Origin of the sequence: Streptococcus catagoni, assembly GCF_011421425.1 — a bacterium.
GTDB lineage: Bacteria > Bacillota > Bacilli > Lactobacillales > Streptococcaceae > Streptococcus > Streptococcus catagoni.
On the sequence record NZ_WPCW01000001.1, the window covers coordinates 71453 to 93752 of the forward strand.

General features: G+C 35.7%; 25 protein-coding genes and 1 other annotated feature. Of the genes, 24 read left to right on the plus strand and 1 reads right to left on the minus strand.

Annotated features, from left to right (window positions below):
- Positions 1-50: 50 nt before the first annotated feature.
- From HBN42_RS00340 to HBN42_RS00430, 19 genes are all read left to right on the plus strand, one after another.
- Entirely contained in the window at positions 51-386 is a 336-nt protein-coding gene (locus HBN42_RS00340; RefSeq protein ID WP_165992629.1) for a metal-sulfur cluster assembly factor, read from the plus strand.
- Positions 387-491: 105 nt separating this feature from the next.
- Positions 492-1412, plus strand: a complete 921-nt coding sequence (locus HBN42_RS00345) for a glycosyltransferase family 2 protein (RefSeq protein WP_165992631.1) — start codon at positions 492-494, stop codon at positions 1410-1412.
- 10 nt (positions 1413-1422) lie between these two features.
- Positions 1423-2277, plus strand: coding sequence for a dTDP-4-dehydrorhamnose reductase (gene rfbD / locus HBN42_RS00350; RefSeq protein ID WP_165992633.1), 855 nt, complete (start codon positions 1423-1425; stop codon positions 2275-2277).
- A gap of 117 nt (positions 2278-2394) precedes the next feature.
- A complete protein-coding gene (gene cps2T / locus HBN42_RS00355) occupies positions 2395-3549 on the plus strand; it encodes a beta 1-4 rhamnosyltransferase Cps2T (protein WP_165992635.1) in 1155 nt (384 codons plus the stop codon).
- A complete protein-coding gene (locus HBN42_RS00360; protein ID WP_165992638.1) occupies positions 3539-4486 on the plus strand; it encodes a glycosyltransferase family 2 protein in 948 nt (315 codons plus the stop codon). Before cps2T ends, HBN42_RS00360 begins: the two co-directional genes overlap by 11 nt.
- A complete protein-coding gene (locus tag HBN42_RS00365) occupies positions 4483-5208 on the plus strand; it encodes a glycosyltransferase family 2 protein (RefSeq protein ID WP_165992640.1) in 726 nt (241 codons plus the stop codon). Before HBN42_RS00360 ends, HBN42_RS00365 begins: the two co-directional genes overlap by 4 nt.
- Positions 5208-5558, plus strand: a complete 351-nt coding sequence (locus tag HBN42_RS00370; RefSeq protein ID WP_165992642.1) for a DUF2304 domain-containing protein — start codon at positions 5208-5210, stop codon at positions 5556-5558. The genes HBN42_RS00365 and HBN42_RS00370 overlap by 1 nt, the downstream gene beginning before the upstream one ends.
- Positions 5555-7315 carry a hypothetical protein gene (locus HBN42_RS00375; protein ID WP_165992644.1) on the plus strand — a complete coding sequence of 587 codons (1761 nt, stop codon included), beginning with the start codon at positions 5555-5557 and terminating at the stop codon, positions 7313-7315. The genes HBN42_RS00370 and HBN42_RS00375 overlap by 4 nt, the downstream gene beginning before the upstream one ends.
- A gap of 61 nt (positions 7316-7376) precedes the next feature.
- Positions 7377-8201 carry a LicD family protein gene (locus tag HBN42_RS00380; protein WP_165992646.1) on the plus strand — a complete coding sequence of 275 codons (825 nt, stop codon included), beginning with the start codon at positions 7377-7379 and terminating at the stop codon, positions 8199-8201.
- Between the two features lie 2 nt (positions 8202-8203).
- Positions 8204-8926 carry an IspD/TarI family cytidylyltransferase gene (locus HBN42_RS00385; protein ID WP_165992648.1) on the plus strand — a complete coding sequence of 241 codons (723 nt, stop codon included), beginning with the start codon at positions 8204-8206 and terminating at the stop codon, positions 8924-8926.
- Between the two features lies 1 nt (position 8927).
- Positions 8928-9983 (plus strand): NAD-dependent epimerase/dehydratase family protein, encoded by a 1056-nt coding sequence (locus HBN42_RS00390; RefSeq protein ID WP_207927383.1) that lies wholly within the window; start codon positions 8928-8930, stop codon positions 9981-9983.
- 7 nt (positions 9984-9990) lie between these two features.
- Complete coding sequence (locus tag HBN42_RS00395; protein ID WP_165992652.1) at positions 9991-10926, plus strand: glycosyltransferase; 936 nt, start codon at positions 9991-9993, stop codon at positions 10924-10926.
- A gap of 10 nt (positions 10927-10936) precedes the next feature.
- Positions 10937-12292: a DUF2142 domain-containing protein gene (locus tag HBN42_RS00400; protein WP_165992654.1), complete on the plus strand. Its 1356-nt coding sequence runs from the start codon at positions 10937-10939 to the stop codon at positions 12290-12292.
- A gap of 4 nt (positions 12293-12296) precedes the next feature.
- The gene (locus HBN42_RS00405) at positions 12297-13721 is read left to right on the plus strand and encodes a flippase (RefSeq protein ID WP_165992656.1); all 1425 of its coding nucleotides are present in this window, start codon (positions 12297-12299) and stop codon (positions 13719-13721) included.
- On the plus strand, positions 13714-14547 hold the full coding sequence (locus HBN42_RS00410) for a glycosyltransferase (protein ID WP_165992657.1): 834 nt from the start codon (positions 13714-13716) through the stop codon (positions 14545-14547). The genes HBN42_RS00405 and HBN42_RS00410 overlap by 8 nt, the downstream gene beginning before the upstream one ends.
- Entirely contained in the window at positions 14537-15670 is a 1134-nt protein-coding gene (locus HBN42_RS00415) for a glycosyltransferase family 4 protein (protein WP_165992659.1), read from the plus strand. The genes HBN42_RS00410 and HBN42_RS00415 overlap by 11 nt, the downstream gene beginning before the upstream one ends.
- 28 nt (positions 15671-15698) lie before the next feature.
- On the plus strand, positions 15699-17624 hold the full coding sequence (locus tag HBN42_RS00420) for an N-acetylmuramoyl-L-alanine amidase (RefSeq protein ID WP_165992661.1): 1926 nt from the start codon (positions 15699-15701) through the stop codon (positions 17622-17624).
- 85 nt (positions 17625-17709) lie between these two features.
- Positions 17710-18933, plus strand: coding sequence for a peptidase T (gene pepT / locus HBN42_RS00425; RefSeq protein ID WP_165992663.1), 1224 nt, complete (start codon positions 17710-17712; stop codon positions 18931-18933).
- Positions 18934-18965: 32 nt separating this feature from the next.
- Positions 18966-19454, plus strand: a complete 489-nt coding sequence (locus tag HBN42_RS00430; protein ID WP_165992665.1) for an EbsA family protein — start codon at positions 18966-18968, stop codon at positions 19452-19454.
- Here the strand turns inward: HBN42_RS00430 and HBN42_RS00435 are convergent.
- On the minus strand, positions 19441-19638 hold the full coding sequence (locus tag HBN42_RS00435; protein WP_165992666.1) for a ferredoxin: 198 nt from the start codon (positions 19636-19638) through the stop codon (positions 19441-19443). The two genes, HBN42_RS00430 and HBN42_RS00435, sit on opposite strands and share 14 nt — an antisense overlap.
- Positions 19639-19684: 46 nt before the next feature.
- Between HBN42_RS00435 and HBN42_RS00440 the strand changes: the two genes are divergently transcribed.
- The 5 genes from HBN42_RS00440 to rplT all read left to right on the plus strand — a co-directional run bounded on the left by HBN42_RS00440 (position 19685) and on the right by rplT (position 22237).
- Positions 19685-20197: an SAG1386/EF1546 family surface-associated protein gene (locus HBN42_RS00440; protein WP_165992668.1), complete on the plus strand. Its 513-nt coding sequence runs from the start codon at positions 19685-19687 to the stop codon at positions 20195-20197.
- Between the two features lie 14 nt (positions 20198-20211).
- The gene (cmk, locus tag HBN42_RS00445) at positions 20212-20889 is read left to right on the plus strand and encodes a (d)CMP kinase (RefSeq protein ID WP_165992670.1); all 678 of its coding nucleotides are present in this window, start codon (positions 20212-20214) and stop codon (positions 20887-20889) included.
- Positions 20890-20915: 26 nt separating this feature from the next.
- Positions 20916-21038, plus strand: a sequence feature (ribosomal protein L20 leader region).
- 14 nt (positions 21039-21052) lie between these two features.
- A complete protein-coding gene (gene infC / locus HBN42_RS00450) occupies positions 21053-21583 on the plus strand; it encodes a translation initiation factor IF-3 (RefSeq protein WP_165992672.1) in 531 nt (176 codons plus the stop codon).
- 40 nt (positions 21584-21623) lie between these two features.
- Positions 21624-21824, plus strand: coding sequence for a 50S ribosomal protein L35 (gene rpmI / locus HBN42_RS00455; protein WP_018365831.1), 201 nt, complete (start codon positions 21624-21626; stop codon positions 21822-21824).
- A gap of 53 nt (positions 21825-21877) precedes the next feature.
- Complete coding sequence (rplT, locus tag HBN42_RS00460; RefSeq protein WP_037625813.1) at positions 21878-22237, plus strand: 50S ribosomal protein L20; 360 nt, start codon at positions 21878-21880, stop codon at positions 22235-22237.
- Positions 22238-22300: the final 63 nt, after the last annotated feature.

Genomic DNA, 22300 nt, shown 5'->3' on the forward strand with positions numbered 1-22300 from the left:
TAACGGGCATTCTCTTTTAAAACTGTACGTTTCTTAGGAAGGAATGGGAATTGACTGAAAAAAAATATACTGATGAAGAAGTAGTGAAAATAAAAGATCGCATTCTAGAAGCCTTAGAAATGGTTATTGACCCCGAGTTGGGCATTGACATTGTCAATCTAGGATTGATCTACGAAATTCGTTTTGAGGACAATGGTTATACAGAAATTGATATGACCTTAACGACCATGGGCTGCCCATTGGCAGATTTATTGACAGATCAAATCTATGATGTCATGCGTGATATCCCTGAAGTGACTAAAACAGAGGTTAAACTGGTCTGGTATCCAGCTTGGACAGTAGATAAGATGAGTCGTTATGCCCGTATTGCATTGGGGATTAGATAAAAGACATTCAAGGGATGAAATATTCCCTTTTTTGGTGTATGATATGACTAGGTTAAATTTTCAACATTTTAAATGTTCGATATTTGAAAGGAATTTAGTAATATTATGGCAGCTATTTCTGAGAAACCAAAGGTAATGATCTGCTTGGCGACATATAATGCTGAGAAATATTTGCCAGAACAAATGGATAGCCTATTGTCTCAGACTTACTCTAATTGGGTTTGCAAAATCAGAGACGATGGCTCGACAGACCAAACACTGAGTATTATCAATGATTATTGTAAAAAAGATCCTAGATTTGATTTCATTAATCCAAGAGAGAGAAACAATTTAGGCAGCCATCGTTCTTTCTATGAACTGGTCAAATGTGCACAGGCAGACTATTATTTTTTCTGTGACCAAGATGATGTCTGGAAGGATAATAAAATTGAAGTATTCTTAGCTAGGGTAGGTAAGGATACCAACGAACCGACCTTAGTATATTCCACCTGGACAAGCGTAGATGAAAACTTAAATTTTTTAAGTGAAAATGATGCTCAGACACAGATCAATGAACAAATTGCTTTTAATCAAATAAATGGGATGTCCATAATGATCAATCACCCCCTGGCAACTATTTGGAAATATAAGGATTGGGGCTCCCATGATTCCTATATTTCACTATTAGCTCTGGCAGTTGGGGAAATTATTTATATTCCTGAAAGTACCATATTATGGCGACGACAAAAGAAATCTGAATCTATAGAAAACTATGGTCGTAAATACGGCCTAAAGACATTCTGGGAAATGATGAATGCGTCATTTGTCAGGGCTGATTTAATATTGAAAGACTATAGTGAACTTATGCAAGATGATCGTAAAACATTTTTCCAGCAGTTTGTAGATTTATCAGATGCCAACTTTATCAAAAGAGCATCATTATTAGGCACCTTAAAGCTCAGAAGAAAATCTCTATTGGAAACACTGAGTATGAACATACTTTTATTAACTAATTTTGGTAGAACCTCTAATAAAGAAGAAAAGTAGGAGAAAATGGATGATTTTAATAACAGGTAGTAAGGGACAATTAGGCAGTGAACTTCGATTTTTACTAGAAGAGCGAAATGAAGAATATGTAGCAGTTGATGTAGCTGAAATGGATATCACAAAGCCAGAAGAGGTTGACGAGGTCTTTTCACAGGTAAAACCAAGCTTGGTATACCACTGTGCAGCCTATACGGCAGTTGATGCTGCTGAAGATGAAGGCAGAGCTCTAAACCAGGCTATCAATGTGGATGGTACAGAGAATATTGCCAAGGCCTGCCAAAAATACGATGCAACACTTGTTTATATTTCAACAGATTATGTTTTTGACGGTGAAAAACCAGTAGGAGAAGAATGGCTGGAAACAGACAAACCAGATCCTAAAACAGAATATGGTCGCACAAAACGACTAGGTGAAGAGGCTGTTGAAAAATATGCACCAAAATTTTACATCATCAGAACAGCTTGGGTATTTGGCCATTATGGTAAGAATTTTGTATTTACCATGCAAAATCTTGCAAAAACGCATCCTCGTCTAACAGTGGTTAATGATCAGCATGGACGCCCAACCTGGACACGCACCCTTGCAGAATTCATGTGCCATCTAGCTGAAAATAAGAAAGGTTATGGCTATTATCATCTTTCAAATGATGCCAAAGAAGATACAACATGGTACGATTTTGCAAAAGAGATTCTTAAAGATACAGAAGTAGAAGTTGTCCCTGTAGATTCGTCTGCCTTTCCTGCCAAAGCTAAACGCCCTTTAAATTCAACAATGAATTTGGACAAGGCAAAGGCTACAGGATTTGTAATACCAACTTGGCAAGAAGCCTTGAATGCCTTTTACAAACAAGAAGTGAAAAAATAATAAGAAAGCAAGAGCTAGAGAGAAATCTTTAGCTCTTTTTAATGGCCTGAAAGTCGCAAAAAACTATTAAATATGCTACAATACATAATGATTATATTTAGAATGGGGCACTTTAGGATGCAGAACATTTTTATTATCGGTAGTCGCGGATTGCCAGCTAAATACGGTGGTTTTGAAACTTTTGTGGAAGAATTAGTAAGCCATCAGGTATCTGAAAATATTCAGTATCATATTGCCTGTTTAAGTGATCGTAAGCATCAAAAGCACTTTGACTATAAAGGTGCTGATTGTTTTTATATTAAGCCTCCGAAAATTGGTCCAGCCCGAGTTATTGCCTATGATATGATGGCTATTAACTATGCTCTAAAGTATATTGACAACAATCACATTAAAAATCCGATCTTTTATATTCTTGGAAATACCATAGGAGCCTTCATGGGTCCCTTTCTTAGGAAGATAAAGCAAAGAAATGGTCGTTTCTACATTAATCCTGACGGTTTAGAATGGAAAAGAAGCAAGTGGTCAAAACCTGTTCAGAACTATTTGAAATATGCTGAAAAGCAAATGACAAAATATGCTGATTTGGTGATTTCAGATAATCTAGGCATTGAAAGCTACATCAAAGAGACCTATCCCTGGGCCAAAACACGCTTTATTGCTTATGGGACAGAAATCCTCCCTTCAAATTTATCATTCAAAGATTCCCACCTTAGAGACTACTTTGATTGCTTTAAAATCAAGGAGAAGGATTACTATCTGTTGATTGGACGCTTTGTTCCTGAAAATAATTATCTAACCATTATCAAAGAATTTATGCAGTCTCAAACAAAAAGAGATCTACTGATTATCTGTAATCATGAAGGTAATTCTTACTTTGAAACCTTAAAGGCAGAGACAGCTTTTGAAAGTGATCCTCGGATTAAATTTGTGGGAACACAGTATGATAGAGAACTACTCACTTACATTAGAGAAAATGCTTTTGCTTATATCCATGGTCATGAGGTTGGTGGAACCAATCCTGGTCTCTTAGAGGCTCTGGCACATACTAATTTAAACTTAGTCTTTGGTGTTGATTTTAACAGGTCTGTTGCTAAAGATTCAGCCCTTTATTGGTCCAAAAAAGACAAGGATCTAGCACAGTTGATTGATAGTGTCGATCCTGGTTTTAATGATCAAGCATTGGGCAAAAAAGCAAAAGAAATTATTAGGGAAGAATATACTTGGCAAAAGATTGTTGGGGAATATGAGGCTTTATTTTTAAATGAAAATTAATATCTTGATGTCCACCTATAATGGTGAAAAATATATTGCTCAACAAATTGAAAGCATCCAAAATCAGACCATACAAGATTGGAATTTACTGATTAGAGATGATGGCTCAACAGATAAAACACCTGAAATCATAGAAGACTTTGTCAAAAAAGATCAGCGTATCCACTTTATCAATAGAGATCAAAGGGTTAATTTTGGCGTTATCAAAAATTTCTATACCTTAGTTAAGTACGATCAGGCGGATTACTATTTTTTTAGTGACCAAGATGATATTTGGCTGCCTAAGAAGATAGAAATACAACTTGAAGAGATTGAAAAGCACCCACAAAACCTGCCTTTGATGGTCTACATGGATTTAAAGGTTGTGGATCAAGACTTGAATGTCATCAATGAAAGCATGATTCGTTCTCAATCGGGACATGCCAACACCAAATTAATCCAAGAATTATCTGAAAATGCTGTGACTGGCGGTGTAGCTCTCATCAATTCTGCCCTAGCAGATAGGTGGACAACTACCGAAAATATCATCATGCATGACTGGTACCTTGCTTTATTGGCAAGCAGTTTAGGGAGATTAATTTATATTGATCAGCCTGGAGAGCTTTATAGACAACATGAAAATAATGTTCTTGGAGCAAGAACATTGGATAAACGCTTTAAAATTTTCCGAGAAGGTCCTAGGAAGATCTTCATCAGATATTGGCAATTAATTCATGACTCTCAAATGCAGGCTAAAAACATTTTGGATGCTTTCCCAAATGAATTATCCGCTAAAGATAGAGGAGTCATTGAAAATTACATTGATATTGATCAACAACCTTTTTTTGAAAGAATTCGTCGAATATTTAAGTATGGGTATACCAAAAATCAGCTGAAACATATTATTGTATTCAGACTATTATTACTATCAAATATATATAATGTGAGAAAAAAATGAAAAAAGTGCTACTAATCATCCCAGCTTACAATGAGCAAGGAAGTATTGAAAAAACGGTCAGAACAATCGAAGCCTATAAAGAGAATCACTCCTTGTCCTTTGACTTGGACTATGTGGTGATCAATGATGGTTCAACAGACCAAACAGCCTATATTTTGGATTCAAAAAAGATTAATCATATTGATTTAATTCAGAACCTTGGTATTGGTGGAGGTGTGCAGACAGGATACATGTACGCTCTTAGCCAATCCTATGATGTGGCCGTCCAATTTGATGGTGATGGTCAACATGATATTAGAAGCATCGTTGACATCGTTATGCCTGTTATCAATGAAGAAGCAGATTTTGTTATTGGTTCCAGGTTTATAGATAAAACAGTGGATAATTTCCAATCTACCTTTATGCGCCGATTAGGAATCAATTTAATTTCCTGTGCCATTAAACTAACAACTGGCAAGAAAATCTTTGATACCACTAGTGGTTACCGAGCTGGGAATAAGAAAGTTATTTCTTACTTTGCAGATAGATACCCAGTGTCCTATCCTGAGCCAGAATCAATTGTCAGGATCTTGAAAAAGGGACTTGTTGTTAAAGAGATGCCTGCAAACATGTTTGAACGCCTTGAGGGTGTCTCCAGTATCAGTACTTTCAAATCTGTTACCTATATGATTGATGTACTTATTTCTATATTGATTGCTGGTTTTATGAAGGAGAAAGATTAATGAGTTTATTTCTACAAATTGAAATGTTTATTTTGGCGATAAGCCTATTATATATCATCGTTCGTATGGTTAATAAACATTCATTTTCTGTGAAGCGAGCTACTCCCTGGTTACTGGTTGGTTTCTCACTAGTCTTCATCAGTATCTTTCCACAAGCCGTCTCCATTGTAGCACACAGAGCAGGATTTGCTTTAACAATGAATTTCTTGTTATTTGTGGCCGTACTGTTTTTATTTGTCTTTGAAATTTTTGATACAAGTAGTAGTAGTAAAAAAGATGAACAAATAAAGAAATTAATTCAAGAAGTATCATTGCTTAAAAAAAAGATAGAGGATGAAAAATTTAAATGAAAAAGTATTTAATATTCTTTCTGAGCCTGCTCTTATTACTGACGGGATGTAAGAATTCAAATAATACACAGAAAATCTATAAAAAAGTCAACGTTGAAACCTTTTACCATTTCAACAACAAACCAATGTATGGTATTCATATTGAAGCATTTAATTATGAAACAGCCTTTAGAAAAATAAAATCTGGAAAATTCCAAAAAAATGACTTTGAGCATTATACTTTTGATAGTGTCAGAAAACAATATTCTGTAGAGGGTAGGACCGTTTCCCTAGGTAAATATCAATTTGGAGAAGGAATCAAAAATACTTCAAATGATGCAAAAGAAATCATCAAGATACTTTTTGAAAATGATTTAGACTATTTGACCTATATGAATGGGTTAAAAGAAAGGGTGAACTTGCTTAACCCTGATAATCCAAGATATAAATTTACAGACAAAAATGGTAAGGCAGTTGGTAAGATTGAAAGTGGTGTCAGCATCCTAAGAGACACAACAGGTACAAGTCGTTATAAACTGGTTGATATCAAGGAGAACTCTGTTGTTTACTTAGGAAACACGAAACTACCTCAGAAGGCTATTATTTTAAATGATAAAAAGACCAGAAAAGATATCAGTGCTGACTATGGAGAAGAAATCACCTATAAAATTCCTCTAGTGTCAAAAGACATGGCTATTCAAGTTTCTCCTAACTTTGTCGTTGATTCTGTTAGTCAGCCCTATCGTAGAGAGATTGAACCAACCCTAAAAAAAGAAGCTCAAGATGGAAATTTAGTTGATGTTTCTGGCAGTCCAACCATTGCTAACAAGGTTATCAAATACTCATTCCTCAAGAAAAATTTTGATGACGCAGATATCAAAAAAGCAGATGAGGACTTGGCCAAATCTGTTTCTAAACTACATTCAATTGAAAAGTTAGTCTTTGAGTTTGGAGAAGATCTTCCAAAAGAAATTGTGATTAAGGGACATGTTTCTTCCATGAAAAACTATCATCTGCCAGTGATTATTGAAAAAGCAGATGAATCTATCGAGTCTGTGAACAAGTCTATTGATGTTTATAGTTCAAGTTTTTCACAAGGTATTTATCTTACTAATAAAAGTGGAAATATCTTGACACCTCAAGTTAAGAGTTATGGTATTAACTTTGTGACTTTAGATGGAAAAACAAATAAACCCGTTTCGCATATTGATTTTATGCTGGGAAGAATCAAAGATAAAAGTATTGAGATCCTTAAAAAAGAAAATGGCAAAACCACTTGGAAAAAGACAGACTTATCAATGAAGGAGCTTGTTAAATCATCTTCAAGTCTTGATCCTTTTGTCTTTACTGGAAATCATTATACTTACATTGATGGTACAAGACGTGAGTTGCCTATTAACGAAGACTTTTGGATATATGATCGAGAAACTCAGAAAAAAGAAAATCAACCACTTTTCAAAATTAGAGGCCTCTCTAAAAATTATAAGTATTTTGTCTTGCCTGCAAGTAAAACAAAATTGATTGTCAATCAAAACAAGCCTCTCTATTTCTCAGTCAATAAAAATACCATTTCTGAATCTAAGTCTAGTAACTATGAATTAAATGGCTTTATTTCTGATATGAAATATGGAAAAGAAGAGTATCATACAATTCCTACCTTGAAAAAAGGAGACACCATGAATGCTCCTAAGAATCCTCTTATTAAGATCATTCTGATATTGATTTCTGTTTTCCTTATCTATACTTTTACAATCCTTTTTGTACTGAAGAAAAAATAAGAAAAGCAAGTAGTATTTTTAAAGAGCTAAATGAAGGGCTTGCTATGAAAGGAAAACAAGAATGAAAAAAATGTCAGTGGAAGAGATTAGGAAAGTTCAGCTAGAGATGCTTTCTTATATTGACAAATTAGCGCGTGAAAATAATATTGACTATTCTCTTGGTGGAGGAAGTCTTTTAGGAGCTATAAGACATAAGGGCTTTATACCATGGGATGATGATATAGACTTGATGTTAAAACGTTCTGAGTATGAAAAGTTAATGACCATATTAGCTAAAGCAGACAATCCTGATTATAAATTGTTACACCATTCTGTGGAAAAAAATTTATGGCCCTTTTCAAAGCTTTATCATACCAAATCAATGTATATGAGTGAAACAGATCGGATCCATCCTTGGACAGGTATTTTCATTGATATCTTCCCTATGGATAAGCTTCCAGAATCTTCTGATGAAAGGCAAAGCTTCTTCAAAAAAGTTCATTCAGCAGCAGCCAATTTGATGTGTACAACTTATCCTAATTTTGCCAGTGGTTCCAGAAAATTATATGCCTATGCCAGATTGATTTTAGGAATGCCTAGGTACATGCTTTATCACGGTCAAGCTAAAAAACGAGCAGAGATTGTTGATAACATTATGGGAACATATAATGACAAAGATGTTCCTTACATTGGTTATACAGATTCCAGATATCGTTTGAAAGAATATTTCCCTCTTGAGATTTTTGATCACTATGAAGATGTTCCTTTTGAACGGTTAAGGGTAAGAAAAATTAAAGATGACCATGTCTACTTAAATCAGCTCTATGGTGACCATTATATGGAGCTACCGCCAGAAGACAAACGCGAAAATCACAGTTATTATACCTGGTATTGGAAAGAGGATTAAAAATGAATATAGGTGTTATATTTGCAGGTGGTGTGGGAAGCCGAATGAAATCTAAGGGAAAACCTAAACAGTTTTTAGAGGTTCATGGCAAACCAATTATCATCCATACCTTGGAAGTCTTTGAAAATAACCATGAAGTTGATGCCACAGTAGTAGTCTGTGTTGCGGATTGGATAGAATATTTACAAAAGGCAATTGAAAAATTTAATCTAAAAAAGGTGAAGGCTGTAGTGCCTGGTGGCGAAACAGGGCAATTATCCATTTTTAATGGACTTGAAGCTGCAGAAAAAATTTCTCTTAGTGGAGAGGATGTTGTTCTTATTCATGATGGTGTTCGTCCCTTGATTACAGAAGAACTCTTATCAGATAATATTAGAACAGTTCTGGAAAAAGGCTCTGCCATTACTTCTGTTGCAGCTAAAGAAACTGTAGTTCTCATTAATGAAAAAGACGAAATCGAAGAAGTAGTTGATCGAACCAGATCCTTTATTGCCAAGGCTCCTCAGAGTTTCTTTTTAAAGGATATATTGTCCGTTCAAAGAGATGCCATTTCTAAAGGCATTACCAATGCTATTGATTCTAGCACGCTAATGGGAATGTATGATAAGAAGTTGACAATTGTAGAAGGACCTTATGAAAATATTAAAATAACAACACCAGATGATTTTTATACCTTCAAGGCCCTTTTTGATGCAAAGGAAAATGCACAGATTTATGGATTTTAAAATGATAAATTATTCAAATAACATTGTACAAAAAGATTTACAGCAAATCATAGGAGACACTTCAGTTTCTTGGGAAAAATTAGCCAATAAAACGGTCCTTATTACAGGAGCTAATAGCATGTTGGCTACCTACATGATTTACACCTTAGTATTTTTAAATGAGGCTAAGCATCTCAATATAAGTATTGTTGCTACAGCAAGAAATCTTGAAAAAGCTCAACAACGTTTTGGAGAATTAGTCAGTGGTCATAAAATAGACCTGCTAGAATATGATGTCAATCTTCCCTTAACCTATGATCAGGATGTTCATTACTTGGTACATGCGGCTAGTAATGCTAGTCCCCAGTTTATCATGAAAGATCCAGTTGGAATTTTCAAGGCCAATACACTGGGAACCTTAAACTTACTTGATTTTTCACAGCAAAAATCTCTTGAGAATTTCTTATTTATGTCTACAAGAGAAGTTTATGGAAAATCCATTAGTGATGATATTGACGAAGAGTCCTATGGTCCATTTGATATTCTTGAGAGTAGAGCCTGCTATCCCGAAAGTAAGCGAGCAGCAGAGACTTTGCTACGTTCTTATTATGATCAGTATGGTATTCCCTTTACCATCGCAAGACTTGCCCATGTTTATGGACCAGGAATGGAAGTGAACAATGATGGTAGAATAATGAGCGATCTAGTGAATAATGTTTTGAGAAATGAAGATATTATTCTTAAAAGTGATGGTTCAGCAGAACGAGCATTTTGTTACTTATCTGATGCTACTTGTGCCCTATTTTTAATTCTTTTGGATGGAGAAATAGGCCAAGCCTACAATGTCGCTAATGAAGATGAACCAGTGATGATTCGTGATCTAGCTGACTTATTGGTCAAGCTATTCCCTGAAAAAGGTTTAAAGGTTGTCTTTGATATACCAAAAGAGACTAGCAAGGCCTATAGCAAAATGGGAAGAACACGATTAAACACAAAAAAATTAGAAAAATTAGGTTGGCATCGTGATTTTTCATTAATTGATGGCATTAAAAATACAATTTTAAGTTTCGAGGAATAATAAAGTAATGGTAAAAACAGCAGTACTAATGGCGACTTACAATGGTCAACATTTTATAGAAGATCAACTGGATTCTATTAAAAATCAGACCTTGAGTCCTGATTATGTATTGATGAGAGATGATTGTTCAACGGATAAAACTGTTGAAGTTGTCACCAATTATATAAAAGAAAATGAGCTAAAGGGTTGGCAGATCATCTCCAATGACACAAATTTAGGTTGGCGTCTCAATTTTAGGCAGCTACTCCTAGATAGTCTGCCTCTAGATGTGGATTATCTTTTTTTTAGCGACCAAGATGATCTCTGGTATCTTGATAAAAATGAAAAACAAGTTAAGATAATGGAGAGTCATCCCAATATTGATGTATTAAGTGCTGATATTGATATCAAGAAAATGTCTGAAGAGGCTACAGAACCAAATAATTTTAAATTTGATACTAGCCAAGACTTATCACAATACCCCCTAGATTTTTCCTATCATAACTACCGTCAAGGTTGGACTTTTTGCCTGCGAAAATCCTTAGTAGACCTTATTATGCCTCATTATAAAAGTGGTTTAATCCTCTCTCATGATAATCTGATGACAGGTATTTCAAGTCTGCTAGGAAGTGGATACAACTATAATCATCCTGTTGGACTTCACAAGCGTCATGCCACTAATGCCAGTGGGAATTTACTTAATATCCATAGCAGCCATGATAGGCATCTTGCTGAATTAAAACTGGTTCTTAGTTATTTTACGATTGCTAGAGATGTATTGACCCAGTTACAGCACAAAAACTTAAGCACAATCAATCACTACTATGCTTTTAATCAGAAGAGACTTGACAATGCTAAGAAGCGCAAATTGATGGCCACTCTAGCTCAGGTTTGTTTCAAGGGAAACTATTATGATAGCTTTTCAAATAGAGTAAGAGATCTCATTTTTATATTCAAAAAATAACGGAGTTTCAATGAAATTTATAACTAAAAATGCTTTAAATTTATTTTCAAATAAAACAATCCATAAAACTTTTTTGGTTATTGGATTGACAATAACGATGTTCTTTAGTTTTTTACTACCCTTTTTCAATGAACCTGATGGACAATACCACCTTGCGGTGTCAGGAAGAATATCAAATAGCGTCATTGATACATCTAAATACGGTGAGATGAACATTACTTCAGGTATGAAGAGCCAAAAGGACTCTTACAAGGATGGGACTCGTTTTGAAAAGTACTATTTAAATAAAGCCAACTTTATTTCTTGGAAACAGGCACCTAGAGAAATTAATTATTCTAAGTTTAATTTTGTCTTTTGGGGACATCTCATACCAGCTTTTGGATTAAAGGTCGGCAGAATAGTTTACCCTTCTATGGGTTCAATGATCACCTTCGCCAGGCTGATAACATCCTTTTTTGCCATTGTCTCGCTGACTTTTATTATCAAAAACTTAAAAAAAGCCAAGCTTATTTATTTTGCAGTCTTTTTAAGCCCAGTTGCCCTCAATTCCTTTGCAAGCTTGTCTTATGATGCAACAGGTTTTGTTATAGTAGCTGCCTTTGTAGCCATCTTGATTAATATTCTGGTGGATAAGGAGCTGACCAAAAAACGCATCGCACTCTTATTAGCGACCTGCTTCTTAATAATTATTGCTTGTAAACAGAATTACTGGCTCTTATTATTATTAACTCCATTTGTTCTGATGGAGGCAAATCATCAGTTTTCTCAAAAACTCAAGCTAAGGTTTTTAAAAGTAGTAGAACTCTTTAAAAAGAAGTGGTGGTTAAAGTTTTTAGCTGCCTTCATGGTTTTAGCCTTTGCTTTTCTCATAACACGTTCTCACGGTGGTATATTTGTTGTCTTTAGACGTTATTTGATGACCTTTGGCTATAATTATTCAGGTGCTAATTTGTTAAGTAACGATATCACCTCTTGGCTAGCAGCTCCTTACCCTAGTGAAAATTATATTCCAACCTGGGTCTCTGCTGTTTGGTACCTGATGGTCTTTGCCATTCTCTTTTCAGAAGAAAAGTTCATCAAAAACAAATATATTGGTTACTTGTTCTTAGTCTTCTTTTTCATTGGCGTTTTCGGGGTTTATTTCATAATGTTGGAATACAACGGAGCCCGTACCAGCTATATCGAAGGAGTACAGGGACGATACTTTACCCCAACCATTATCCTCCTTCAGGTCTTTGCTGCAAGTGTAAAAACAAGGATCAATGAGTATGGACAAAAATTAACCCCTCTCTTTTTAACAGGACTGATTGTCGTATCAAATGGTCTGCTCTTATTTGATACCGTCGTTGGACTAATTATGAGGTAAGCTGATGAAATTAGTAAAAAATATCATTTATAATACCTCCTATCAAATTCTGACTCTGATCATTCCTTTGTTTACAGTTCCTTATGTATCGCGTGTTTTATCACCAGAAGGAGTGGGGATTAATGCCTACACAAATGCCATTGTAACCTATTTCACCTTAATTGGAGCACTAGGTATTGCTCTTTATGGGAACAGAGAGATTGCCTTTGTCCAAAAAAATAAATACCGAAGAAGTAAGGTTTTTTGGGAATTGGTTTTCTTAAAGACTATTTCTGTAGGCCTAACATCGCTATTATTTTTAGCCTTTGTCTTTTTTGCCAAGGATTTACAAATTTATTATCTCTTAAATGGGATCAATTTAATTGCAACCTTAACAGATATTTCATGGTATTTCATTGGTGTTGAAGATTTCAAAAAAATAGTTATCAGAAATACCTTTGTCAAACTAACAACAGTCATCTTGACTTTTGTCCTTGTTAGAACAAAGGCTGATTTGGGACTCTATATTTTCTTGATTTCTTTTTCTATGCTTTTGGGAAATCTGACAGTATGGCCGTTTTTAACCAAAGAAGTCATTTGGATTCCCTTGAAAAAACTATCTATAGGTCAACACATTAAACCAACCTTGATGCTATTTTTGCCACAAATTACCATGCAAATTTATTTGTCCTTAAATAAGAGCATGCTGGGGGCTTTAGATGGCGTGGTTAGTTCAGGTTACTTTGATCAATCAGATAAGCTAATCCGTATTTTATTCACGATTGTTACAGCAATTGGGGGCGTTTTTTTACCACGTCTGTCTAGTTTATTCTCAATGGGTCAACAACTTGAAGCAAAACGTTTACTCTTAAAACTAGTGGATTTAAGTAACGCAATTTCCATGCTGATGATTGGTGGGGTAGTAGGAGTGTCTTCTACCTTTGCTGTTTTTTTCTTTGGTAAGGGCTATGAACCAGTTGGTCCATTAATGGCTGTTCAGTCCTTAATGATTATCTTTATTTCTTATGGGAATGCCTTAGGAACGCAGTATTTACTAGCTTCTAAGAGAACCACAGCCTATACCATGTCTGCAGTTGCCGGACTGATTACAAATGTTGTCTTAAACTTGTTACTCATCCCTATCTTAGGAACAATGGGCGCAGTGATTTCAACAGTTATAACAGAATTGGTTGTATCTGGCTATCAGGCTATTTCCCTCAGGGATATTTTTACCTTTAAAGAATTAACAAGAGGTTTGTTACGTTATTCAGTTGCTGCCACTGTAGTAGCTGTTCTTATTCATTATTTAAATACCATTATGAATGCAACCTTAATAAATTACGGGCTGCAGGCACTCTTGGGAACCTTAATTTATGTTATCATTGTTTATGTAACAAGGACACCTGTCTTAGAACTATTTAAAGATATGAGAAGAGATAAAAATGCTTAAAATTTTAGCAGGGATTGTGACTTTCAATCCTGACTTAGGTAGATTGGAAGAAAATATCAATGCCGTTGTCAATCAGGTTGATGACCTCATTATTGTCGACAATGGTTCAGATAATCTATCAGAAATAAAAAGAAAATTCACAACAATAAAAATAATAGAGCTAAATGAAAATTTAGGAATTGCTTGCGCTTTAAATAAAATTGGAGTCTATGCTATAGAGCATCAGTTTGATTGGTTTTTGACCTTGGATCAAGATACCATTGTTAAAAAGGAGTTAATAGCTACCTACAAGCAGTATAAGGATCTGCTCAGAGCCGGAATGCTAACCTGCCTCTTCCAAGACTTAAACAAGGAAAAGGTCGTTGAAACTGATAAAGACTATGAGGTTGTTGAAAAGTGCATAACCTCTGCGGCCCTTATGAAAACAGAGATCTTCAAAAATTCTGATGGTTTTGATGAGCAAATGTTTATAGATTTAGTGGATTATGATATAAACTATCATTATAGTCAGCTCGGCTATTATACCTATAGGATTAATAAGCTCGGATTTTACCATGAAGTGGGAAATGCCAAGCAGAAAAAATTGTTTGGAAAAGTTTTCTATGTCTATAACCATTCCGCATTTAGAAAGTATTATATGATCCGAAATGCCCTATACTTAGATCGAAAATATGGGAAAGACATTACAAAGGGTAATACAGCCTTTATTAGAGACGAATTTATCAGAGTTTTACTTTTTGAGTCTGAAAAAAGACAGAAATTGCTAGCCATGATAAAAGGCTTGCGTGATGGATTAATGATGAAGGTGAAAAGAAATGAAGACTAGGAAAACAATTGTTTTTTTCTCTGGTTACTTTCTCCCTTTTTTAGGGGGGATTGAACGCTATACAGACAAATTAACCAATGAACTCGTAAAGTTAGGCTATGATATTATCATTGTTACTTCTAATCATGATCACTTACCAGATTTTGAAGAAGATAATCATCGAAGAATATATCGACTGCCAACTAAAGATTTATTTAAGCAGCGTTATCCAATAATAGATAAGAATGCTAAGTTTAAAGAGCTCTATGCCCAGCTAGAAAATGAAGAAGCAGATTATGTGATTTGTAATACACGTTTTCAGTTAACAACTCCTCTGGGGTTAGCATTTGCCAAGAAAAAAAAGATTCCAAGTTTAGTCTTAGATCATGGTAGCAGTCATTTTACAGTTAATAATAAGCTGCTTGATGTTTTTGGTGCTTTTTATGAACACTTACTGACGGCCTATGTCAAATCCTTTAAGCCAAACTTTTTTGCAGTTTCACATAGAAGCTCTGATTGGCTGAAACATTTTCATATTGAGACTAAAGGAGTTATTTACAATTCCGTCTCGGAAGATCTTAACCTTGCCTTTAAAGATGCTTCCTCTCTTGAGAAAGATGAAAAGGACATCTATATTAGCTATGCCGGCCGGATTTTAAGAGAAAAAGGAGTGGAAATGTTAGTGAGAGCATTCTCCGCAGCACAATTTCCTCCTCATATCCATTTACAGATAGCAGGAGATGGCCCCTTACTTGCTGAACTGCAGGCTCAAAATAAAAATGCCAACATTCATTTCCTAGGTAAGCTCAATTTTGATCAAACTATGGCTTTAATGTCTCAAACAGATATCTTTGTCTATCCTTCAATGTATCCAGAGGGCTTGCCAACCTCTATTCTTGAAGCTGGACTTTTAGGATGTGCAATCATTGCCACTGATAGAGGAGGAACAACAGAAGTTATCACTGATCGTAGCTTAGGAATCATAATAGAAGAAAATGAGGGGGCGCTGCAATCGGCCTTAGAAGAATTAGTCAACCATCCTGATAAGCGTAATGAACTTAAAAGGAACATCCAAAAAAGGATAAAAGACAACTTTGTTTGGGAAAAGACAGCTAAAAAATTAGTTAAGGAACTTTTTCCTTAATCATTTTAAGTAGTCTTTGGAGAGAGAAATGAAAAAAAGTTATAAAAGCAAAAAGTTCTATTTATTGGCAGGATTCACCTTGGCAAACCTTATGGCAGTGGGTCTAGTTCAGGCAGAAGAAAAGACCAGTGATCAAAGTAAATTGCAGACTCTTAATCAAGCTGATTATTCTAGTCCATCTAAAGCAGTTGCTAGCAATCCTCTATCTGTCCAATTTGATCAGACAGGATCTCTAAGCTCAAGTGGGCAGGCTAATGTTATTGTTGATAAGACAACTCAACAAAGTAGTAGTGAAACAACCCTTAAATCTTCTCAAGAGCAGCCAGTGAGTCAGAGCCCAAAGGCAAAGGAGGAAGTCGTAGTCGTAAAAAGCTCGACAAGTAGTGGAAGTATTGCCAATGCTAGTCTAAGTAAGCAATCAGCTAGTGTCGCAGATAGACCAGAACCTAATATTTCTTATGCTAGCCATGTTAAGGATATAGGTTGGCAGGCACCAGTCAAAGAAGGTCAAATCAGTGGAACTAGTGGACAATCAAAGCGAGTTGAGGCTATTCAGATAAGTTTAGATGCACCTTATGAATCTGATATTGAGTACGCTTCACATGTGGCAGGTTTGGGTTGGCAGCCTACTGTTTCAGCTGGTCAAATCAGTGGAACTACAGGAAAATCCAGAGCTATTGAAGCAATTCAAATTAATTTAAAGGGTGAATTAGCTCTTTATTATGATATCTACTACAGAACGCATATTGCTAGTTATGGTTGGTTAGGCTGGGCAAAAAATGGGGCTAGTGCAGGTAGCCAAGGCTTATCCAAGCAACTAGAAGCCTATGAAATTCAACTAGTTAAAAAAGGTGATCTGGTGTCCTTTGATACTAATAATTCTTTTCTCATCTTTACAAAACCCAAATTAACATATCAGGCTCATGTTCAAAAAGATGGTTGGCAAAACTTTGTGACTGAAGGTCAAAGAGCAGGTACAACAGCAGAGTCAAAAAGGATTGAAGCTTTTAAAGTCTTTTTAGGTTCAACACGTTTTGGAGATATCCAGTATCAGTCTCATGTTCAAGACATAGGTTGGCAAGACTATGTGTCTTCTGGTCAAATCAGTGGAACCACAGGACAGTCTAGAAGAGTGGAAGCAGTGAGACTAAGACTGACAGGCTATTTAGCACAACGCTATAGCATTAAATATCGTGTTCATGTCCAAGATATAGGCTGGCAAGATTGGGTTTATGATAATTATTTTGCTGGAACAACAGGTAAGGGCAAACGCATTGAAGCCATAGAAATTCAAATGGTAACCAAGGTTGCTAAACCAAGAGGACTTTCTGCTTCTCAGGGTAATTATGGTGTAGTCAATAGAGTGATTTACCTTGATGCAGGTCACGGTGGCTATGATTCAGGAGCTTCTTATTTTAACCAGGATGAAAAGGTTCTCAATCTACAAATGCAAAATCTAGTTAAGGCCAAACTGGAAACAGCTGGCTATACTGTTTTAACAACTAGAACATCAGATACCTACGTAGATTTGATTCCAAGATCAGAAAAAGCTAATCAGTCCCTTTCTGACTTGTTTATTAGTCTACATTTTAATGCTGCACCTAATGACTCAGCAAATGGTATTGAAACTTACTATTATCAATATTACGAAGAATACCCTTCAGCCATTAATCAAGATTACCATAACGATGCAGAAAGGCTGGCTAGAAGTTCATATTTGGCGGAAGCTATCCAAGCGGCTACTGTCTTAAATACCAAGGCTAAAAACAATGGTGTTTTAAGAAATACCTTTGCTGTTCTTAGAGAAACCACAGCTCCAGCTGTCCTCTTAGAATTAGGCTACATGTCAAACCAGGCAGAATTTCAAAAGATAAATACGGCAGCTTATCAAGAAAAACTAGCTCAAGGTATTGTATCGGGGATTTTATCTTATTATAAAGCCTATACCATTTAGATTGGAGACTTAAAAAACTTCTTGTTAACAGGTTTTTTAAGTCTTTTTATGCTATAATAAAAGTGAGAAATTATTGAGGTGATTTATGGTATACGATAATCTTTTAAACAGATTTATAAAATATGTCAAGATAAATACACGGAGTAATCCAGAAGGTCAGAGTGTTCCAAGTACTCAAAGTCAAGTAGACTTTGCCCTAAGTATATTGAAACCTGAAATGGAAGCCATTGGACTTAAGGATGTTCATTATTTAGAAAGTAATGGTTACCTTGTTGGAACATTGCCAGCCAATTCTGATAAGTTAACACGTAAGATTGGCTTTATTGCTCATATGGATACTGCAGATTTTAATGCAGAAGGTGTTAATCCTCAAATTATCAAGAATTATCAAGGAGATGTTATTCCCCTAGGTCAGTCAGGTTATTCCTTAATTCCAGGTGAATTCCCTCATTTGAAAAATTATTTAGGACAAACCTTAATCACTACTGATGGAACAACTTTACTGGGTTCAGATGACAAATCTGGAATAGCAGAAATTATGACTGCCATAGAATATCTGGTTAAGAATCCTGCTATTGAACATTGTGAAATTAGAGTTGCTTTTGGTCCCGATGAGGAAATCGGTGTAGGTGCAGATAAATTTGACGTGGAAGACTTTAATGTTGATTTTGCTTATACCGTAGACGGTGGACCACTTGGAGAATTGCAATATGAAACATTTAGTGCAGCTGCTTTAGATGTGAAGTTTATTGGCCGTAATGTTCATCCAGGAACAGCCAAGGGTCAAATGATTAATGCTCTTCAGCTAGCCATTGACTTTCATAATCAATTACCAGAAAATGATAGGCCAGAAACAACAGATGGTTATCAAGGTTTCTACCACCTGCATGGCATGGACGGAACAGTAGATGAGGCGAAAAGTTCTTATATTATCCGTGATTTTGATGATCAATCCTTTGCAAGTAGAAAAGAAGCTGTTCAAGAAATTGCTAATAAAATGAATGAAAACTTGGGTTCAGATCGAGTTCAAATCACTTTAGCGGATCAATACTATAATATGAGAAAAGTGATTGAAAAGGATATGACACCAGTTGAAATTGCTAAGTCTGTTATGGAAAATCTGGCTATTGAACCAATAATCGAACCTATTCGTGGAGGAACAGATGGATCAAAGATTTCCTTCATGGGCATACCAACTCCAAACCTCTTTGCTGGAGGAGAAAATATGCATGGAAGATTCGAGTTTGTTAGCCTACAAACAATGGAAAAAGCAGTGGACGTAATTCTTGGAATTGTCCAAAAAGCTTGATAGGCAAATCGTAATGAAGGAGTGACAAATATATGATAAAGTTATTTGGTAAAATTAGATATCATTGGCAACCAGAGTTATCATGGTCTATTATTTATTGGTCAATTGCTATTGCTCCTATATTTATAGGTCTATCTTTACTTTATGAAAAAACCGAGATTCCAAGTCGCGTTTTCATTTCTTTTGCCATATTTATTGTATTAGCGGGCATTGGTTTGTATCGATACTTTATTATTGAAGACAATGGTATTTTGCGAATTGTTTCTTTGAAAATTTTTGGTCCCTATAAATTGAAAATTTCTTCCATCACTAAGATTGAAGTTACCAAATCAACAGTGAGTATATTTGTTGGTGAAAAATACTATCTTTTTTACATGCGAAAATGGCCCAAAAAGTATTTTTTAGATGCCTTAGCTATCAATCCCCATTTCAAAGGGGAAGTTCATTTGATGGATAATTTCATCAATTTGGATTATTTTGAATGTTATAATAAAGAAAAAAAGCCACTTACTGTATTATAAGGGCTTTGGTTGGACAAGACTTGACAGCTAAAATGGTATCTTTATCAGATGGAGAGATTTCAACTTGACTGTCATTAGTATCGGTGAACTTTACAATACCGTCATCTTGATAGTCAAAGAGTTTTGAGTAGGTCTGACAAAGTCCACAGGCGATACATTTTTCGGGAATAATAGATACTTTCATAGTACTATTCTAATATGATTTTGTTAAATTAACAAGGGGGAACATCATGGCTAAAGAACCATGGGAAGAAAAAGTAGTTAACGACAATAAGAAAAGTAGGACACAAAAAGCTAAAGGTCCCATTTTAAGTACACCATGGCTGACAGCCTTATTGAGCGTTTTTTTTGTCATCATTGTAGCGATTTTATTCATCTTCTTCTATACATCTAATAGTGGTGGTGATAGACAAACTGAAACCAGCGGTTTTTATGGAGCATCTGTTTCAAAGTCCAAGGAAGCGTCAGAAGCTAAAGCTAGTTCTCAGTCAAAGAAAAAATCAAAGTCTCAATCTAAAAAAAGCAAGTCTTCAAGTGAAAGCAAGTCATCTTCAAGCACAGAAACAAGTTCAAGCTCTAAAGAAGGAAAAGGTGACACAATTGTCGTCTTACCAGGTGAAGGAGCAGGTGCCATTGCAGCAAGAGCTGGTATCAGCATTGAAGAACTTCAAAGACTCAATCCAGATCACATGACTCAGGGTTACTGGTATGCTAATCCTGGAGAAGCCGTATATATTAACTAGTTAAAGAGGAAAAGATGAAAGCCATTAGAATTGCCATTGATGGACCTGCCTCAAGTGGAAAAAGTACTGTAGCCAAGATTATTGCCAAAAATCTTGGCTACACCTATTTAGATACTGGAGCCATGTACCGTTCAGCAACTTATATCGCATTAAAGAACAATTATTCAGAACAAGATGTGAACCTGATATTAGAACAACTTGCCAAAAACCCTATCTCCTTTAAAAAGGCTGAAGATGGTAGTCAGCTCGTCTTTCTTGGTGAGGAAGACGTGACTCTAGCTATTAGGCAAAATGATGTTACAAATAACGTCTCCTGGGTCTCAGCCATAGCTGATATTCGCCAAGAGCTAGTGGAGCAGCAAAGACGTATTGCTCAGGCAGGTGCCATTATTATGGATGGTCGTGATATAGGGACAGTTGTTCTTCCTGATGCAGAATTAAAAATATTTTTAGTGGCTTCTGTCGAAGAAAGAGCAGAGCGTCGTTATAAAGAAAATATTGAAAAGGGTATTGAAACTGATTTAGAGCTCTTAAAACAAGAAATTGAAGCAAGAGATTTCAAGGATAGTAACCGAAAAGTATCTCCTTTAAAGGCCGCTGATGATGCCATTATATTTGATACCACAGGTGTTGATATTGCAGGAGTTGTTGCTTTTATTCAAGAAAAAGTAGAAAAAATGATTGACAACTAATATATCCTATGATAGTATAGTAACAATGAGAAAAGTAGAAGTGAGAGCTTCTCGCCTTACGACTTAGGTTGTCTGGCCCAACATGTCAAGATCCATTAGGATATTATGTGTGCGGGCTTGCTTTGACAGGTCCGCTTTTTCTTTTCTCTAAAAAAATAAAGAGGTGAAGGTCATAGCTAAGAAAGATCTATTCATTAATGATGAAATTCGCGTACGTGAAGTTCGTCTTGTCGGTCTAGAAGGTGAACAATTAGGCATTAAGCCACTTTCAGAAGCGCAATCTCTTGCAGATGCTTCAAATGTTGATTTGGTTTTAATCCAGCCACAAGCTGTTCCTCCAGTTGCCAAGCTCATGGACTATGGAAAGTTCAAGTTTGAGTATCAAAAGAAACAAAAAGAACAACGTAAAAAACAAAGCGTTGTAACCGTTAAAGAAGTACGTCTTAGCCCAGTTATTGATAAAGGGGACTTCGAAACTAAGCTTCGTAATGGCCGTAAATTCCTTGAAAAAGGAAATAGGGTAAAGGTTTCTATTCGCTTTAAAGGGCGTATGATTACTCACAAAGAGATTGGTGCGAAGGTTCTAGCTGATTTTGCTGAAGCGACTCAAGATATTTCTATCATTGAGCAAAGAGCAAAAATGGATGGTCGTCAAATGTTTATGCAACTTGCACCGATTACCGACAAGAAATAATTGTCAAAGTTTGATATTATGTTAAGAGGAGAATACTACAATGCCAAAACAAAAAACACACCGCGCATCAGCTAAACGTTTTAAACGTACAGGTTCTGGTGGTTTGAAACGCTTCCGCGCTTTTACATCACACCGTTTCCACGGAAAAACTAAGAAACAACGTCGTCATCTTCGCAAAGCTTCAATGGTAAGCTCAGGAGATTTCAAACGTATTAAAGCAATGCTTACAGGTCTTAGATAAAAAGACTGTAAACAGTTACTAGAGATTATTAGAATTATTTGGAGGAAATATAAATGGCTCGTGTTAAAGGTGGAGTTGTTGCACGTAAACGTCGCAAACGTGTTTTGAAATTAGCTAAAGGTTACTATGGAGCAAAACATATCTTGTTCCGTACTGCAAAAGAACAAGTAATGAATTCTTATTACTATGCATACCGTGACCGTCGTCAAAAGAAACGTGACTTCCGTAAATTATGGATTACACGTATTAATGCAGCAGCTCGCATGAATGGCTTGTCTTATTCACAATTGATGCATGGTTTAAAACTTGCTGAAATCGAAGTAAACCGTAAAATGCTTGCTGATTTAGCAGTTAATGATGCTGCTGGATTTACAGCACTTGCTGATGCAGCAAAAAACAAACTTGGTAAATAAAGAGCAAGTAATAGTGATAAAACTGGAGAACTGATCTTCAGTTTTTTTATATGGTCAAAAATA

Bases quoted from the DNA above. Each gene is read 5' to 3' on its own strand.
- HBN42_RS00345 (WP_165992631.1), top strand. From the start codon at position 492: ATGGCAGCTATTTCTGAGAAACCAAAGGTAATGATCTGCTTGGCGACA.
- rfbD (WP_165992633.1), top strand. From the start codon at position 1,423: ATGATTTTAATAACAGGTAGTAAGGGACAATTAGGCAGTGAACTTCGA.
- cps2T (WP_165992635.1), top strand. From the start codon at position 2,395: ATGCAGAACATTTTTATTATCGGTAGTCGCGGATTGCCAGCTAAATAC.
- HBN42_RS00360 (WP_165992638.1), top strand. From the start codon at position 3,539: ATGAAAATTAATATCTTGATGTCCACCTATAATGGTGAAAAATATATT.
- HBN42_RS00365 (WP_165992640.1), top strand. From the start codon at position 4,483: ATGAAAAAAGTGCTACTAATCATCCCAGCTTACAATGAGCAAGGAAGT.
- HBN42_RS00370 (WP_165992642.1), top strand. From the start codon at position 5,208: ATGAGTTTATTTCTACAAATTGAAATGTTTATTTTGGCGATAAGCCTA.
- HBN42_RS00375 (WP_165992644.1), top strand. From the start codon at position 5,555: ATGAAAAAGTATTTAATATTCTTTCTGAGCCTGCTCTTATTACTGACG.
- HBN42_RS00380 (WP_165992646.1), top strand. From the start codon at position 7,377: ATGAAAAAAATGTCAGTGGAAGAGATTAGGAAAGTTCAGCTAGAGATG.
- HBN42_RS00385 (WP_165992648.1), top strand. From the start codon at position 8,204: ATGAATATAGGTGTTATATTTGCAGGTGGTGTGGGAAGCCGAATGAAA.
- HBN42_RS00390 (WP_207927383.1), top strand. From the start codon at position 8,928: ATGATAAATTATTCAAATAACATTGTACAAAAAGATTTACAGCAAATC.
- HBN42_RS00395 (WP_165992652.1), top strand. From the start codon at position 9,991: ATGGTAAAAACAGCAGTACTAATGGCGACTTACAATGGTCAACATTTT.
- HBN42_RS00400 (WP_165992654.1), top strand. From the start codon at position 10,937: ATGAAATTTATAACTAAAAATGCTTTAAATTTATTTTCAAATAAAACA.
- HBN42_RS00405 (WP_165992656.1), top strand. From the start codon at position 12,297: ATGAAATTAGTAAAAAATATCATTTATAATACCTCCTATCAAATTCTG.
- HBN42_RS00410 (WP_165992657.1), top strand. From the start codon at position 13,714: ATGCTTAAAATTTTAGCAGGGATTGTGACTTTCAATCCTGACTTAGGT.
- HBN42_RS00415 (WP_165992659.1), top strand. From the start codon at position 14,537: ATGAAGACTAGGAAAACAATTGTTTTTTTCTCTGGTTACTTTCTCCCT.
- HBN42_RS00420 (WP_165992661.1), top strand. From the start codon at position 15,699: ATGAAAAAAAGTTATAAAAGCAAAAAGTTCTATTTATTGGCAGGATTC.
- pepT (WP_165992663.1), top strand. From the start codon at position 17,710: ATGGTATACGATAATCTTTTAAACAGATTTATAAAATATGTCAAGATA.
- HBN42_RS00430 (WP_165992665.1), top strand. From the start codon at position 18,966: ATGATAAAGTTATTTGGTAAAATTAGATATCATTGGCAACCAGAGTTA.
- HBN42_RS00435 (WP_165992666.1), bottom strand. From the start codon at position 19,638: ATGAAAGTATCTATTATTCCCGAAAAATGTATCGCCTGTGGACTTTGT.
- HBN42_RS00440 (WP_165992668.1), top strand. From the start codon at position 19,685: ATGGCTAAAGAACCATGGGAAGAAAAAGTAGTTAACGACAATAAGAAA.
- cmk (WP_165992670.1), top strand. From the start codon at position 20,212: ATGAAAGCCATTAGAATTGCCATTGATGGACCTGCCTCAAGTGGAAAA.
- rpmI (WP_018365831.1), top strand. From the start codon at position 21,624: ATGCCAAAACAAAAAACACACCGCGCATCAGCTAAACGTTTTAAACGT.
- rplT (WP_037625813.1), top strand. From the start codon at position 21,878: ATGGCTCGTGTTAAAGGTGGAGTTGTTGCACGTAAACGTCGCAAACGT.